Source organism: Pandoraea oxalativorans, assembly GCF_000972785.3.
Lineage (GTDB): Bacteria > Pseudomonadota > Gammaproteobacteria > Burkholderiales > Burkholderiaceae > Pandoraea > Pandoraea oxalativorans.
The window spans coordinates 4,860,950-4,876,029 of the sequence record NZ_CP011253.3 but is presented as its reverse complement, the minus strand read 5'-3'; the positions used below and the strand labels follow the sequence as shown (position 1 = coordinate 4,876,029).

Genomic DNA, 15,080 nt, shown 5'->3' with positions numbered 1-15,080 from the left:
GGCAAGACAACTTCCTCTAATTTGTGGCGATCGCATCACTTCTTCGCATGATTCCACGTTCCCGCCGGTTGAGGAAGTTCGCCGTGATCGACCCGGGCAGGGGGCGATTCTGGTAAAATCTTGGTCTTTTCCCGCATTTGAATTTCGCGCGGCAGCTCGCGGCAACGGGGCACGCCCGCTCTTCCGGCTGGTCACCATGACGAACTCCTCTCCTGCTACGGCTGCGCTGATGGCCTCTGCTATTCGCGTCCTTTCCATGGATGCGGTCCAACAGGCCAACTCCGGTCACCCTGGCGCGCCCATGGGCATGGCCGATATCGCGGTCGCTCTGTGGGGCCGCCACCTCAAGCACAACCCCACCAATCCGCATTGGGCCGACCGCGATCGCTTCGTGTTGTCGAACGGTCACGGCTCGATGCTGATCTACTCGTTGTTGCATCTGACGGGTTACGACCTGCCGATCGAAGAGCTCAAGCACTTCCGCCAACTGCACAGCAAGACGCCGGGGCACCCGGAAGTGGGCATTACGCCGGGCGTCGAGACGACCACGGGCCCGCTGGGTCAGGGCATCACCAATGCTGTCGGTTTCGCACTCGCCGAAGCGCTGCTCGCCAAGGAATTCAACCGTCCGGGCAACGACATCGTCGATCACTATACGTACGCGTTCCTCGGCGACGGCTGCCTGATGGAAGGCATCTCGCACGAAGCCTGTTCGCTCGCGGGCACGCTGCGTCTTAACAAGCTCATCGCGCTGTACGACGACAACGGCATCTCGATCGATGGCGACGTTGAATACTGGTTTGCCGACGATACGCCGAAGCGTTTCGAAGCCTATGGCTGGAACGTGATTCGCGGTATCGACGGTCATGACGCCGATGCGGTCGACGCTGCTATCGCTCAGGCCAAGAAGTCCGACCGTCCGACGCTGATCTGCTGCAAGACGCTGATCGGCAAGGGCGCACCGAACAAGGAAGGCGGTCACGACGTGCACGGCGCGCCGCTGGGTGCCGATGAAATCGCCGCGACGCGCGCAGCGCTCGGCTGGAATCTGCCGCCGTTCGAAGTGCCGGCCGACGTCTATGCCGCGTGGGACGCGAAGGCTGCCGGTCAGCAGGCCGAAGCCGCGTGGAACGAACGTTTCGCCGCCTATCGTGGCCAGTTCCCCGCAGAAGCTGCCGAGTTCGAGCGCCGCATGAAGGGCGAGTTGCCCGGTGACTTCAAGGCGGTCGCCGCCGCCCTCATCGCCAAGACGAACGAGAAGGCCGAGACGGTGGCAACGCGTAAGGCGTCGCAACTCGCCATCGAAGGGCTCGCCGCCGTGCTGCCGGAATTCCTGGGCGGCTCGGCCGACCTGACCGGCTCGAACCTCACGAACTGGAAGGCCAGCAAGGCGGTGCGCGCCAATGCAGACGGCGTGCAGTTCGGCAATCACATCAACTACGGTGTGCGCGAGTTCGGCATGAGCGCCATCATGAACGGCATTGCGCTGCACGGGGGGTACATCCCGTTCGGCGGCACGTTCCTGACGTTCTCCGACTACAGCCGCAATGCGCTGCGCATGGCCGCGCTCATGAAGCTGCGTTCGATCTTCGTGTTCACGCACGATTCGATCGGTCTGGGCGAAGACGGCCCGACGCACCAGTCGATCGAGCATGTCTCGAGCCTGCGACTGATTCCGCAAATGGATCTGTGGCGTCCGTGCGATACGACGGAAACGGCGGCTGCGTGGGTGGCTGCGGTGGAGCGTCACGACGGTCCGTCAAGCCTGGTGCTGAGCCGTCAGAACTTGCCGTTCGTGTCGCGCAGCGATGCGCAGATCGCCGATATTCGTCGTGGCGGCTACGTGCTGCGCGACGTGGCCAATCCGCAGATCGTCCTGATCGCGACCGGCTCGGAAATGGACCTGGCACTCAAGGGCGCCGAAGCGTTGGCAGCCGAAGGGATTGCTGCACGTGTCGTGTCCATGCCGTCGACCAATGTGTTCGATCGTCAGGACAAGGCCTACCGCGAGAGCGTGCTGCCGCGCGGCGTGCCGCGTGTGGCCGTGGAAGCCGGTGTGACGGCGTTCTGGCATAAGTACGTCGGCCTGGAAGGCGGCGTGGTCGGCATCGATACCTTTGGCGAGTCGGCTCCGGCCGGCGTGCTGTTCAAACACTTCGGCTTCACCGTCGACCACGTGGTGGCGACGGCAAAGTCCGTGCTTGGCTGATTTCGTTAGACCTTACGGAGATACCCCCATGACCATTCGCGTCGCTATTAACGGCTACGGCCGTATCGGCCGCAACGTACTGCGTGCCCACTACGAAGGTGGCAAGAAGCACGACATCGAAATCGTTGCCATCAACGATCTCGGCAATGCACAGACGAACGCTCACCTGACGCAATACGACACCGCGCACGGCAAGTTCCCGGGCACGGTGTCGGTCGACGGCGACTTCATGGTCGTCAACGGCGACAAGATTCGCGTACTGGCCAACCGCAACCCGGCCGAACTGCCGTGGGGCGAGCTGAACGTGGACGTCGTGCTCGAGTGCACCGGCTTCTTCACCACGAAGGAAAAGGCCAGCGCTCACCTGAAAGGCGGCGCGAAGAAGGTCATCATCTCGGCCCCGGGTGGCAAGGATGTGGACGCGACGGTCGTGTTCGGCGTGAACGAAGGCGTGCTCAAGTCGACCGACACGGTCATCTCGAACGCTTCGTGCACCACGAACTGCCTGGCACCGCTGGTCAAGCCGCTGCACGACAAGATCGGTCTGGAAACGGGCCTGATGACGACCGTTCACGCCTACACGAACGACCAGGTGCTGACGGACGTCTATCACGAAGATCTGCGTCGCGCCCGTTCGGCCACGATGAGCATGATCCCGACGAAGACGGGTGCAGCTTCCGCCGTCGGTCTGGTGCTGCCGGAACTCAACGGCAAGCTCGACGGCTACGCCATTCGCGTCCCGACGATCAACGTGTCGATCGTTGATCTGTCGTTCATCGCCAAGCGCGACACGACGGTGGACGAAGTCAACGCAATCCTGAAGGAAGCTGCCGAAGGTTCGTTGAAGGCAGTCGCTACGTACAACACGGCGCCGCTGGTGTCGGTCGACTTCAACCACAACCCGGCGTCGTCGAACTTCGACGGCACGCTGACGAAGGTGTCCGGTCGTCTGGTGAAGGTCAGCTCGTGGTACGACAACGAGTGGGGCTTCTCGAACCGCATGCTCGACACGACCGTCGCGCTGATGGCTGCGAAGTAATCGCCGCTCACGGAAGTCAAAAAAGCCGCTGTCGAAAGACAGCGGCTTTTTACATTAATGCGGGCGATGCGTCGGAATCGCGCGATCGCGTTTCGCCGATCAGGTGCTCTGTACGCGCGATTTGCGAGCCAGCCCGATCAGCACACCGACGATTGCGCCGAGTACAAGGCCGGCACCGCCGAAGTACAACTTGCGCGGAAACGCAGCGTTCTGCCCGATCTGCACCTCGCTCACGACGCGCGTGTTGTACGACTGATCCGGCGCGAGCAATTGCGAGACACGGTAGCGGCTATCGTTAAGCGTGGCACGCTCCGTGCGGCTGTTCTGCAAAGCGCCCAGCGCGATCACCGAATCTGTATTCTTCGAATGCGCGAGCGCAGCGCTCAGTTCTTCCTGGGCCTTGGTGTTTGACTCGATGGCGGCATCGATGACACTCAACTGCTGCTTCGGCAGGGCTCGGGCACGCTCCAGAATCGCAGCGTGTTCCGTTTCGATACGGTGCGTCGCGACCGTGAGAACTTGCTCTGCCTGCTCAGGTGAAGTCCCGCGCGCCGATATCTCCATGTACGCCGTGCCCTGAATCGGGCGCGCCTTCAACGCGTTCCATGCCACCGTCTTACGCAGTTCCTCGACATTGCCCTGCAATTGCGGCATGACCTCGGATGTCACTTTGTCGCGGAACGTGCTCAATTGCACCCGGCCCACAGTTTGCTGAATCGACTCGATAAGGGGGCCGTCCGGACCCGCGACCGGCGAGCCGGCGGCGCGACCGATTTGCAGTGTGACCTTACCTTCCCATTGCTTGTGAAAGGCGAAAGTGCTGCCAATACCGATTGCAGCACCGACCACGGCAACGCCGGCAATGACTGCCAGATTGTCGCGAATGAAACCAAGAACATCTGCGAACGTAATCTCGTCTACGTCGTTCCGTACCATGTCGTTGGGGATTTCTTCGTTAGTCATAGGGGCCAGGCTTAAATGCGGTCCCGCGAAGACGCGATCTGCGTCTCAACGTATCTTACGGGGAGGTTTATTGTAGACGATGCGCGCCGATGCAGGAATTAAACCCGGCGGCCGAAAGATGGGGAAATCCCTGAATGCCTTCGTCCGAAGGCATTCTGACAGCTATTTTTTTAATTTTTTTGACGGTGGGGGCACGGATCCTTTGTGCAACTACCGTACATGGCGAGCGAGTGCTCCTGAAGTGCGAAGCCGCGCTCTTTGGCGATCAACTTCTGACGGCGTTCGATCTCGGCATCGAAGAATTCTTCGACGCGTCCGCAATCCATGCACACGAGGTGATCGTGGTGATGGCCTTCGTTGAGTTCGAAAACGGCCTTGCCGGATTCAAAGTTGCTGCGCGACAATAGCCCGGCTTGCTCGAACTGGGTCAGGACACGGTAAACCGTGGCCAGGCCGATATCGAGATTTTCGCCGAGCAGATGACGATATACGTCTTCAGCGGTCAAATGGCGCACCTCACTGTTCTGGAAGATCTCCAGAATCTTGAGGCGCGGAAGCGTGGCTTTCAGTCCGATATTTTTCAAATCGGCGGGATTCGGCATCGCTCTACGTCCCTAGAGTACAATACAGCCCCAATAATAATGCCTTTTTGCCTTGCCCGGGCGCAAACCGGGGCAATCGGGACGGTTGTGCCGTCAACGGGGGCGATGTGGCGGCGCGCCCGGCGTGCCGGATTCAAGTTCGATCTTTTTGAAAGCGAGTCAGATTTGCGTCGTTATCTCTCCCTTCCGTTTTCCGTCTGCGCAGCTGCGGCATTCCTTGCCCTGGCGGGCTGCTCGACGTATGACAGCGTGACCGACAAGGTCATCGGCGTGGTCACGCCATATCGAATCAACATCGTTCAGGGCAACTTCGTCTCGAAGGAAGCCTACGAGCAGCTCAAGGCAGGTATGACGCGCGATCAGGTGCGCCAGCTGCTCGGCACGCCGCTGCTCACCGACATCTTTCATGCGAATCGCTGGGATTACGTTTTCTACTTCAAGCGCGGCAACGCGTCGGTCGTTCAGGAACGTCACCTGAAGGTGTACTTCGAAGGCGACACGCTGGCACGTTGGGAAGGCGGCGAAAATCTGCCGACCGAGTATCAACTGGTGCAGGAAATCGACGGCCAGAAGGGCAAGACCGTGAAGACGGAAGCGCCGGCGCCGTCGACGGCGAGCGCAGCGGCCGCCGAAGCCGCCGCACCGTCGCCGGACGCCGCTGCAGTGGCACCGACCGCCGCACCGGCCCCGACCGACGTCGCGACCGTGTCGACGGACGCTGCCGCCGCCAACGTGGCTGCCGCTGCCAAGCCGGCACCGCAAACCTCGCAGCCTGCCGCCGGCACCGGTGCATCGGCCAAGCCCACGGGCACCGGCCTCGTGCCCTCGCCGCGCGTGACCTCGGGCGGTGGCCTGTTCTCGGCACCGCAGTAAGCGACGGAAAGTCAGTAGAAAGACGACGAAAGACTCACCATGATGAAGATTGCGATTGCAGGGGCCTCCGGCCGTATGGGCCGGATGCTGATCGAAACCGTGCTCGCGGCAGACGACGCCGAGCTGGTCGGCGCACTCGACCGTGAAGGCAGCCCGGCGCTCGGCATCGATGCCGGCGCGTTCCTCGGCCGCGACACCGGCGTGAAGATCACTGCCGATCTCGACGCCGCGCTGGCCGATGCCGAATACCTCATCGACTTTACGCGCCCGGAAGGCACGCTGACGCATCTGGCGGCCGCACAAAAGCACGGCGTGAAGATGATCGTCGGCACGACCGGTTTCTCGGAAGAGGACAAGGCGCGCCTGGCTAAGGGCGCGGAACAGGTCGCCGTCGTGTTCGCGCCGAACATGAGTGTGGGCGTGAATGCTACGTTCAAGCTGCTCGAAATCGCTGCGAAGATTCTGAATACCGGCTACGACATCGAAATCATCGAGGCCCATCACCGTCACAAGGTCGATGCCCCGTCGGGTACGGCGCTGCGCATGGGCGAAGTGGTGGCCGAAGCGCTGGGCCGCGATCTGAAGGAATGTGCGATTTATGGCCGTGAAGGAGTGACCGGCGAACGCGATCCGTCGACGATCGGTTTCGCGACGGTGCGCGGCGGCGATATCGTCGGCGATCACACGGTGCTGTTCGCCGGGATCGGCGAGCGTATCGAAATCACGCACAAGTCGTCGAGCCGCCTGTCGTATGCGCAGGGATCGCTGCGTGCGGCGCGTTTCCTCGCACAGTACAAGACCGGCCTGTTCGACATGCAAGACGTGCTGGGCCTACGCTGATCATAGGTTCCACCGGGCGGTCAGCGGTGCTGGCCTGAGCGCTCCAAGGGCGTCAGGTCGGATAGACTCAGGCGCCGCAGGCCGGTCCCGGATGCCGCCATCGCGGCGCGCTCCACCGACGGTCGTACGACAGACGCGCCGAATCGGAAGCGAAAGTGACGCAAAGGTCACATCCCCTCGCCAACGTCACGCCGAATCCACTTCCGGCGGCGTTATAATCATCGTTTTCCCCGGATCTGCCCCATATTTCCTGCGTACCGCGCATCCCCGATGACGCGTGCCAGCCGGGCCGACACCGAGCCGAATCCTATCCGCCGACCCATCATGCAAGAAAAATACGTTCCCGCCGACGTCGAAGCCTCCGCCCAGTCTCACTGGCAAGCGATCGATGCCTACAAGACCACCGAGCGCGCGGACAAACAGAAATTCTATTGCGTCTCGATGCTGCCGTATCCGTCGGGCAAGCTGCATATGGGGCATGTGCGCAACTACACCATCAACGACGTGATGTACCGTCAGATGCGCATGCGCGGCTATAACGTGCTGATGCCGATGGGTTGGGATGCGTTCGGCATGCCGGCGGAAAACGCGGCCATGGCCAACGGCGTGCCGCCGGCCAAGTGGACGTACGACAACATCGACTACATGAAGAAGCAGATGCAGGCGATGGGTCTCGCGATCGACTGGTCGCGCGAAGTCGCCACCTGCAAGCCAGAGTATTACCGCTGGAACCAGTGGTTGTTCCTCAAGATGCTGGAGAAGGGCGTCGTCTATCTGAAGACGGGCACCGTGAACTGGGATCCGATCGATCAGACCGTGCTCGCCAACGAGCAGGTGATCGACGGCCGTGGCTGGCGTTCGGGCGCGCTCGTCGAGAAGCGCGAAATTCCGATGTATTACATGCGCATCACCGAGTACGCGGACGAACTGCTCGGCGACCTGGACGACCTCGGCTGGCCCGAGCGCGTGAAGGTGATGCAACAGAACTGGATCGGCAAGAGCTTCGGCGTGAACTTCGGTTTCCCGTACGAACTCGACGGCGAGCAAAAGCTGCTGCGCGTGTTCACCACGCGCGCGGACACGATCATGGGCGTGACCTTCGCCGCCATCGCGGCCGAGCACCCGCTGGCAACGCGTCTGGCCGCCGATCGCCCCGACTTGCAAGCATTCATCGCCGAGTGCAAGCAGGGTGGCGTGGCCGAGGCCGACATCGCCACGATGGAAAAGAAGGGCATGGCGACGGGCTTCTTCGTCACGCATCCGCTCACCGGGGACAAGGTCGAAGTCTGGATCGGCAACTACGTGCTGATGGGTTACGGCGAAGGCGCTGTGATGGGAGTGCCGGCGCATGACGAGCGCGACTTCGCATTCGCCCGCAAGTACGACTTGCCGATCAAGCAGGTCGTCGCCGTGCAAGGCGACACGTATTCGACCGACGCCTGGCAAGCCTGGTACGGCGAGAAGGAAGGCACGCTGATCAATAGCGGCAAGTACGACGGTCTGAGCTTCGCGGCTGCCGTCGACGCCATCGCAGTCGACCTCAAGGCGAAGGGCGTCGGCGACAAGCAAGTGACGTTCCGCCTGCGCGACTGGGGCATCTCGCGTCAGCGCTACTGGGGCACGCCGATCCCGATCATCCACTGCGACACCTGCGGTGCTGTACCGGTCCCGGAAAAGGACCTGCCGGTGGTGCTGCCGGAAGACCTCGTGCCGGACGGCACCGGCAACCCGCTCGCCAAATCCGAAGCGTTCCTCAAGTGCGATTGCCCGAAGTGCGGCAAGCCGGCGCGTCGTGAGACGGACACGATGGACACGTTCGTGGATTCGTCGTGGTACTTCTCGCGCTACGCCTGCCCGGACGCCGAGACCATGGTCGACGAGCGCACCAATTACTGGATGCCGATGGATCAGTACATCGGCGGTATCGAGCACGCGATTCTGCACTTGCTCTACTCGCGCTTCTGGACCAAGGTCATGCGCGATCTGGGCCTCGTGAGCTTCAAGGAACCGGCGCAGAATCTGCTCACGCAGGGCATGGTGCTCAACGAGACTTTCTACCGCGAAGACACGTCGGGCAAGAAGACGTGGTTTAACCCGCTCGACGTTCAGGTGCAGTTCGACGACAAGGGTCGTCCGGCGGGGGCCACGTCGAAGGCCGATGGCGCAGACGTCACGCTCGGCGGCATCGAGAAGATGTCGAAGTCGAAGAACAACGGTGTGGATCCGCAGTCGCTCATCGACCAGTACGGGGCCGATACGGCGCGTCTGTTCGTGATGTTCGCGGCTCCGCCGGAGCAGCAACTCGAATGGTCGGGCGCGGGTGTGGAAGGCGCGAGCCGCTTTCTGCGTCGTCTGTGGGGCTTCGGTCAGTCGCAAGCCGCGTTGCTGCGTCAGACGGATGCTGCCATCGAGACGGCCAACCCGGCCGCTCAGGCGCTGCGTCTCGAGATTCACAGCGTGCTCAAGCAGGCCAACTACGATTACCAGCGCGTGCAGTACAACACGGTGGTGTCGGCGGCGATGAAGATGCTCAACGCGATTGAGAGCGACAAGGGCGCAGCGGGTGCCGGCGCGGTGCGCGAGTGCTACGGCATTCTGCTGCGCGTGCTTTATCCGGTGGTGCCGCACGCCACGCACGGTCTGTGGGTCGAACTGGGCTATGCCGCGCAATCGGGCGACCTGCTCGACGCGTCGTGGCCGGAAGTCGACGAGGCCGCACTGGTGCAAGACGAAATCGAACTCGTGCTGCAAGTGGCGGGCAAGGTACGTGGCGCGGTGCGCGTCGCGAAGGACGCTTCGCGCGAAGCCATCGAACAGGCCGCGCTCGCGCATGAGATGACCGCCAGGTTCGGCGAAGGCAAGCCGGTGAAGAAGGTGATCGTCGTGCCGGGTCGTCTGGTGAACGTGGTGGTCTGAGCGCGATCAGAGAATGCGGGGGTGGCGGTTGCCGCCCCCAGTCGGTTGATGACGTTTGGTGAGAAGAGGGCACATCACGTGCAAATGACATCCGGGCAACGAGGCGTCGGTGTGACGCGCAGGGTTTTCGGCTGGATCGCGTTGTTGGGTTGCGCACTGACGTTGTCGGCGTGCGGCTTCCAGCTGCGTGGCGCGAGCGAGTACGCATTCCATCGTCTGTACATTTCGGGCGGCGGGTCGATGGGCGTCGATATTTCACGCTATATCCGCTACGGCAGCAAGGGCACGGTCGTTGTGACCAATCCTGCGGATGCAGACGCTCGACTGGAAATCGTGAACGTCACGAACTCGCGTATGGCGGTCAGTCTGGATGCGAACGGTCAGGCGCGTGAGTACGAAATGCGCAGCGCCTACACGTTCCAACTGGTGACGCCTGACGGGCGCCCGATCATTCCGCTCAACACGATTCGCCTGGTGCGCAATCTGCCGTACAGCGATAACGAGACGACCGCACGCGACAGCGAGGCGGCGCTGCTCAATCGCGACATGCAAAAAGACGCCGTCGATCAGATCATCCGCCGCATGGAAGCGGTGAAGTCCATGCCGGACGTGAAGCCGGAAGAGTAAGTCCCGGACCGCCGGATCGCTCAGGCCCATTCAGGAAAGCCACAACGCCGCCATGCAATTGCGCCCCGACGCGCTCGACGCGCACCTCGCCAAAACACTCTCGCCGATCTACACGATCCACGGCGACGAGAGCCTGCTCGTGCAGGAGGCGGTGGACCGCGTGCGTGCGGCGGCGCGTGCCGGGGGCTATACCGAGCGCGACGTACTCAGCGTCGAGCGTAGCTTCGATTGGGGCGCGCTCGCCAACGCAGGACAGTCGATGTCGCTGTTCGGTGACAAAAAGCTCATCGAAATGCGCATCCCCGGCGGTAAGCCGGGCAAGGACGGGGGGGCGGCGCTCAAGGCGCACGCCGACGCGGCCAACAGCGATGTGCTGACCATCATTACGCTGCCCCGGCTCGACGCCACGGCAAGCAAGTCCGATTGGTTCACGTCGCTCGACCGGGCCGGTGTGACGGTCAAGGTCGATCCGGTCGATCGTGCACGTTTGCCTGACTGGATTGCGCAGCGTCTTTCTGCACAGGGGCAAAAGGTCGAAGCCGGTGAGCCGGGACGACGTGTCCTGCAATTCATCGCCGATCGCGTCGAAGGCAATCTGCTCGCGGCGCATCAGGAAATTCAGAAGCTCGGTTTGCTGTACCCGGCAGGCGCGCTCGCGTTCGAACAGGTGCAGGATGCCGTGCTCAACGTGGCACGCTACGACGTCTTCAAGCTCAGCGAAGCGGTGCTCTCGGGCGACGTTGCGCGGCTGGTGCGCATGCTCGACGGGCTGCGCGGAGAAGGCGAGGCTGCGCCGCTCGTGCTGTGGGCGCTCACCGAAGAGGTGCGCACGCTCGCCAAGATCACGCGTGGCATGGCGTCGGGAAAACCGCTGGCCATGCTGCTGCGCGAATACCGCGTCTGGGGCCCACGCGAACGGCTGATGGAGCAGGCCGTGGGGCGCGTCACCGCACCGATGCTCGCGCAAGCGCTGCAACTGGCCGCGCGTCTGGATCGTCAGGTCAAGGGCCTGCGCGCTGACGGTCTGCCGAGCGATCCGTGGGACGGCATGTTGCAACTCGGCCTGCTGCTCGCTGGCGAGCGACCGCCGATGGCGCGCGCCACTCGCGCCGCGCGCCCAGCACACGCCTGAAATCGCTCAACGCGTGCGGTCACGGCGGCCATGCCGCTCACCGCGCCCGGCACCCCGACATCTCGATATCCCGAATTCTCAGAACCAAGATATGGACATCAAAGCCTACATGCAATCGCTGGGCCAGCGCGCCCGCGAAGCATCGCGCGCCATGGCGCGTGCCGACACTGCCGCCAAGAACCGCGCCTTGCTTGCCATCGCCGACGCCATCGAGCGCGACGGTGCGACATTGCAGGACGTGAACCGTCGCGACCTCGAGCGCGCGCGCGCCAATGGTCAGGACGCCGCCTTCATCGACCGTCTCACGCTGTCGGACAAGGCGCTGCGTACGATGATCGAGGGCCTGCGCCAGATTGCCGGGCTGTCCGACCCCATCGGCGAAATCAGCAACGTGCGCGTGCAACCGAGCGGCATTCAGGTCGGTCAGATGCGCGTGCCGCTGGGCGTAATCGGCATCATTTACGAGTCGCGACCGAACGTCACCATCGACGCCGCAGCGCTGTGCCTCAAGTCGGGCAACGCCACCATTCTGCGCGGCGGCTCGGAAGCTATCGAAAGCAACACGGCGCTGGCGGCGCTCATTGCGCAGGCGCTCGCTTCCACGGGCCTGCCCGGCGACGCCGTCCAGGTCGTGAGCACGCCGGACCGCGCTGCCGTGGGCGAACTCATCACCATGACCGAGTATGTCGACGTGATTGTGCCGCGTGGCGGCAAGAGCCTGATCGCGCGCCTGATGCAGGACGCGCGCGTACCGATGATCAAGCACCTCGACGGCATCTGCCACGTCTATGTCGACGGCCGCGCCGATCCGGTCAAGGCACTCGCGATCTGCGAGAACGCCAAGACGCATCGCTACGGCACGTGCAACACGATGGAGACGTTGCTCGTCGATCAGCTGGCCATCGATCAATTGCCTGCCATCGCCCGCATGTTCCAGGGCAAGCAGGTCGAGCTGCGCGGTTGCGAACGTACGCTCGCCGCACTGAGCGCAGCCGGTGTGAGCGGCGCGATTGCGGCGACGGAGGAAGACTGGTCGACGGAGTATCTCGCGCCGGTCCTGGCGATCAAGATCGTCGACGGCATGGCGTCTGCCATCGCCCACATCAACCGTTACGGCTCGCACCACACCGACGCCATTGTGACGGAGAACTACACCGACGCCATGCAGTTCCTGCGCGAGGTCGATTCGGCGAGCGTGATGATCAACGCCAGCACGCGTTTTGCCGACGGTTTCGAATTCGGGCTGGGGGCGGAGATCGGCATCTCGAACGACAAGCTGCACGCGCGCGGTCCCGTCGGTCTCGAAGGGCTGACGAGTCTGAAGTACGTCGTGTTCGGGCACGGCGAAGTGCGTCAATGATGGCGACGAAGGCATAGACGCATGAAACTGCAAGCACTCGGCCCGGCCGATTTTCTGAAGATGCCGTGGAAGAACGGTCAGGGCGTGACGACGGAACTGGCGGTAGCACGTCGCGCCGGCGAAGACGGCTTCGACTGGCGTATCAGCACCGCAACGGTCGCCGTACCGGGACCGTTCTCGGTGTTCGCGGGCATCGACCGTTCGCTCGCCATTGTTCGTGGCGGCACGCTGACGCTCAATGTGGAAGGACGTCCGGACGTCACGTTGACGACACGCACGGCACCCTATGCTTTCGGCGGAGAACTCGCGGTGAGCAGCACGCCAGCGCTTGAGACGGACGGCGTGCCCATCGACGACTTCAACGTCATGACGCGACGCGACGGCTGGCAGCACGCGTTGACCCAACATCGTCTCGAAGGCGACGCGCTGACGTGGGCGGTGCCGACCGCAGCCGATGCGCTCGGGTTCCTCTACTGCGCCCAAGGTCGGGTGCGTGTGACGTTCCACGACGGCCGGACGGCGACCGTCAGCGCAGGCCACGCCCTTCGTATCGACGAGGCGGACGCCATCGAAGGATTCGACGGGGTTCACGTCTGCGAACTGCACGCTGACACACCGTTGACCGATATTTTCCTGACGACGCTGACCCGTCGCTGACCGTCGCTGACCGTCAACCGCCTGTGCGTCGAAACGTCTAGCGCACAGGCCACTTCGGCTTCCCGCTCCCCGTACGCCCCCCCATCTCGACCGCCCTCAGGTCAAACCCGATATTTTTCCGCGCGTTAAAACGGCATACTTCGCTGTAATTCATATATAAACCGAAGTTCCACCCATGAAACGAAAAGACGCTCATCCTGCGCGAGGCAGGGCGCGATGGACCCGCTAAGCGACGTGCTGAGCGACGTGCGTGCGGACGCGGTCGTCACTGGCCGCTTCACGTTCGGCGCGCCGTGGTCGTTGCGCAAACCGGCGCTCGACGGTGCGCCGTTTCGCATCGCGATGGGGGCATCGTTTTATCTGATCGTGGCGGGCATGGCGCCGGTGCGTGTAGAGCCGGGCGACTGTGTGCTGTTGCCGCACGGGCACGAGCACGTCATGTGTTCATCGCCAGACGAACCGCCGGTGGTCTTCGAGGCGATGATGTCGGCGCAGGGCATCGAGCCGCGTCTGGACACGCCGCTGGCATTCCGTGCGGGCGGGGACGGCCCCGTCAGCGATCTCTACACCGGCGTGGTGATGTTCCGCGACCGGGTGCGCAACCCGCTGCTGGCGTCGCTGCCGCCCCTGATCCACATTCGCGCAGGCGATGCGGCCGTGCCCGCGTTGCTCACGAACACCATCGCGGGGTTTATCGAAGCGTCGATGCAGCGCGGTGCGGGGTGGCGCGTGGTCGTCGCGCGGCTGGCCGACGTCTTGTTCGTGCAGATCCTGCGCGCGTATCTCGAAGCCTGTGGCAGCGCCAGCACCCACTGGCTGCGCGGCATGACCGATCCGCAACTGGGACGCGCCATCGCATGCATGCACGAAGCGCCGCAGCGCCCCTGGACGGTCGAGCGACTCGCCGCCATCGCGGGCATGTCGCGCTCGAAGTTCTGTCTGCGCTTTCGCGATCTCGTCGGCGAATCGCCGATGAACTACCTCACCGCCCACCGCATGTACCTGGCGGCGGAGCGTCTGTCGGGCGCAAGCGCGCGGATCTCCGATGTTGCGGAAGCTGTCGGCTACGCCTCGGAAAAGGCCTTCACACGCGCCTTTCGCCGTTGCTACGGCCTGCCGCCGCGCGAGTACCTTCGCAGCTGCGAACCGGGTCATTAATTCACAGTCGTTCCTTCCGCTCTTTGATGTCCCCCGTCGCGGACGCTGTCTGCGTGCGGTCTGCATGACGTCCACATGCGGCTGATCGCCGCCCGTGACCGACCGCTGCCCAAGGGTTTTCCCGTCTCTGGACGAACGGCATCCTTTTCGGGCCGGGCGGCCGTTGTCCGGCAATTTCCTCGTTGTGAGAATTCATCCGCCATCTGCCGGTGCTGCGCGCCTTATCGCCGCACACGGCAGTCACAACGGGAGAGTCAATGGAATTCCAACTCAACGGGCGGCCCTTCGTCTTCGACGGCGAGGACGACACGCCTTTGCTGTGGGTCATCCGCGATGCTGCGGGGCTGACCGGAACGAAGTACGGATGCGGCATCGGGGCGTGCGGCGCGTGCACCGTGCATATCGAAGGCGTGGCCACGCGCACGTGCGTGCTGCCGGTCTCGGCCGTCGCAGGCAAGCGCATCACGACCGTCGAAGCGTTGTCGCCCGCGCGCTCGCATCCGATTCAGCAGGCGTGGATCGCCAAAGACGTGCCGCAGTGTGGCTATTGTCAGTCCGGCATGGTGATGGCGGCCGCAGCGCTGCTCGACAAGCATCCGCATCCGACCGACGCGCAGATCGACGAGGCGATGACCAACCTCTGCCGTTGCGCGACCTATCACCGTATCCGGGAGGCGATTCATGACGCAGCAAAACGCTGAGCG

The 15,080-nt window shown here is 63.3% G+C and carries 13 protein-coding genes; 11 read left to right on the top strand and 2 right to left on the bottom strand.

Translation table 11 applies throughout. From position 1 onward, the window contains the following. Window positions 1-196 precede the first annotated feature (196 nt). Entirely contained in the window at window positions 197-2,209 is a 2,013-nt protein-coding gene (gene tkt / locus MB84_RS21460; protein ID WP_046289821.1) for a transketolase, read from the top strand. A 28-nt stretch (window positions 2,210-2,237) separates the two neighbouring features. Beyond that, entirely contained in the window at window positions 2,238-3,248 is a 1,011-nt protein-coding gene (gene gap / locus MB84_RS21455) for a type I glyceraldehyde-3-phosphate dehydrogenase (protein WP_046289820.1), read from the top strand. 99 nt (window positions 3,249-3,347) lie between these two features. On the opposite strand, the gene MB84_RS21450 is transcribed toward gap, so the two are convergent. Both MB84_RS21450 and fur read right to left on the bottom strand, forming a co-directional pair. Beyond that, window positions 3,348-4,211, bottom strand: coding sequence for a GumC domain-containing protein (locus MB84_RS21450; protein WP_046289819.1), 864 nt, complete (start codon window positions 4,209-4,211; stop codon window positions 3,348-3,350). Window positions 4,212-4,381: 170 nt separating this feature from the next. Further along, entirely contained in the window at window positions 4,382-4,813 is a 432-nt protein-coding gene (gene fur, locus MB84_RS21445) for a ferric iron uptake transcriptional regulator (protein WP_039393197.1), read from the bottom strand. A gap of 165 nt (window positions 4,814-4,978) precedes the next feature. Between fur and MB84_RS21440 the strand changes: the two genes are divergently transcribed. The 9 genes from MB84_RS21440 (at window position 4,979) to MB84_RS21400 (ending at window position 15,077) form a co-directional block, all read left to right on the top strand. Next, entirely contained in the window at window positions 4,979-5,686 is a 708-nt protein-coding gene (locus MB84_RS21440; RefSeq protein ID WP_046293121.1) for an outer membrane protein assembly factor BamE, read from the top strand. Window positions 5,687-5,728: 42 nt separating this feature from the next. Beyond that, a complete protein-coding gene (dapB, locus tag MB84_RS21435) occupies window positions 5,729-6,526 on the top strand; it encodes a 4-hydroxy-tetrahydrodipicolinate reductase (RefSeq protein WP_046293120.1) in 798 nt (265 codons plus the stop codon). A gap of 324 nt (window positions 6,527-6,850) precedes the next feature. Next, window positions 6,851-9,442, top strand: coding sequence for a leucine--tRNA ligase (leuS, locus tag MB84_RS21430; protein ID WP_046293119.1), 2,592 nt, complete (start codon window positions 6,851-6,853; stop codon window positions 9,440-9,442). Between the two features lie 111 nt (window positions 9,443-9,553). Continuing rightward, window positions 9,554-10,069, top strand: coding sequence for an LPS-assembly lipoprotein LptE (locus MB84_RS21425; RefSeq protein WP_169835034.1), 516 nt, complete (start codon window positions 9,554-9,556; stop codon window positions 10,067-10,069). A gap of 52 nt (window positions 10,070-10,121) precedes the next feature. After that, window positions 10,122-11,201, top strand: coding sequence for a DNA polymerase III subunit delta (gene holA / locus MB84_RS21420; protein ID WP_046289817.1), 1,080 nt, complete (start codon window positions 10,122-10,124; stop codon window positions 11,199-11,201). 91 nt (window positions 11,202-11,292) lie between these two features. After that, on the top strand, window positions 11,293-12,561 hold the full coding sequence (locus tag MB84_RS21415; RefSeq protein WP_046289816.1) for a glutamate-5-semialdehyde dehydrogenase: 1,269 nt from the start codon (window positions 11,293-11,295) through the stop codon (window positions 12,559-12,561). Between the two features lie 21 nt (window positions 12,562-12,582). Beyond that, entirely contained in the window at window positions 12,583-13,218 is a 636-nt protein-coding gene (locus tag MB84_RS21410; protein ID WP_052652662.1) for a HutD/Ves family protein, read from the top strand. A 216-nt stretch (window positions 13,219-13,434) separates the two neighbouring features. Next, complete coding sequence (locus MB84_RS21405; RefSeq protein ID WP_046289815.1) at window positions 13,435-14,376, top strand: AraC family transcriptional regulator; 942 nt, start codon at window positions 13,435-13,437, stop codon at window positions 14,374-14,376. A gap of 257 nt (window positions 14,377-14,633) precedes the next feature. Next, the gene (locus MB84_RS21400; RefSeq protein ID WP_046289814.1) at window positions 14,634-15,077 is read left to right on the top strand and encodes a (2Fe-2S)-binding protein; all 444 of its coding nucleotides are present in this window, start codon (window positions 14,634-14,636) and stop codon (window positions 15,075-15,077) included. The last annotated feature ends 3 nt before the right edge of the window (window positions 15,078-15,080 follow it).

Excerpts from the sequence above, each read along its gene's own strand:
- tkt (WP_046289821.1), top strand. The coding sequence starts at position 197 with ATGACGAACTCCTCTCCTGCTACGGCTGCGCTGATGGCCTCTGCTATT.
- gap (WP_046289820.1), top strand. The coding sequence starts at position 2,238 with ATGACCATTCGCGTCGCTATTAACGGCTACGGCCGTATCGGCCGCAAC.
- MB84_RS21450 (WP_046289819.1), bottom strand. The coding sequence starts at position 4,211 with ATGACTAACGAAGAAATCCCCAACGACATGGTACGGAACGACGTAGAC.
- fur (WP_039393197.1), bottom strand. The coding sequence starts at position 4,813 with ATGCCGAATCCCGCCGATTTGAAAAATATCGGACTGAAAGCCACGCTT.
- dapB (WP_046293120.1), top strand. The coding sequence starts at position 5,729 with ATGAAGATTGCGATTGCAGGGGCCTCCGGCCGTATGGGCCGGATGCTG.
- leuS (WP_046293119.1), top strand. The coding sequence starts at position 6,851 with ATGCAAGAAAAATACGTTCCCGCCGACGTCGAAGCCTCCGCCCAGTCT.
- holA (WP_046289817.1), top strand. The coding sequence starts at position 10,122 with ATGCAATTGCGCCCCGACGCGCTCGACGCGCACCTCGCCAAAACACTC.
- MB84_RS21415 (WP_046289816.1), top strand. The coding sequence starts at position 11,293 with ATGGACATCAAAGCCTACATGCAATCGCTGGGCCAGCGCGCCCGCGAA.
- MB84_RS21410 (WP_052652662.1), top strand. The coding sequence starts at position 12,583 with ATGAAACTGCAAGCACTCGGCCCGGCCGATTTTCTGAAGATGCCGTGG.
- MB84_RS21405 (WP_046289815.1), top strand. The coding sequence starts at position 13,435 with ATGGACCCGCTAAGCGACGTGCTGAGCGACGTGCGTGCGGACGCGGTC.
- MB84_RS21400 (WP_046289814.1), top strand. The coding sequence starts at position 14,634 with ATGGAATTCCAACTCAACGGGCGGCCCTTCGTCTTCGACGGCGAGGAC.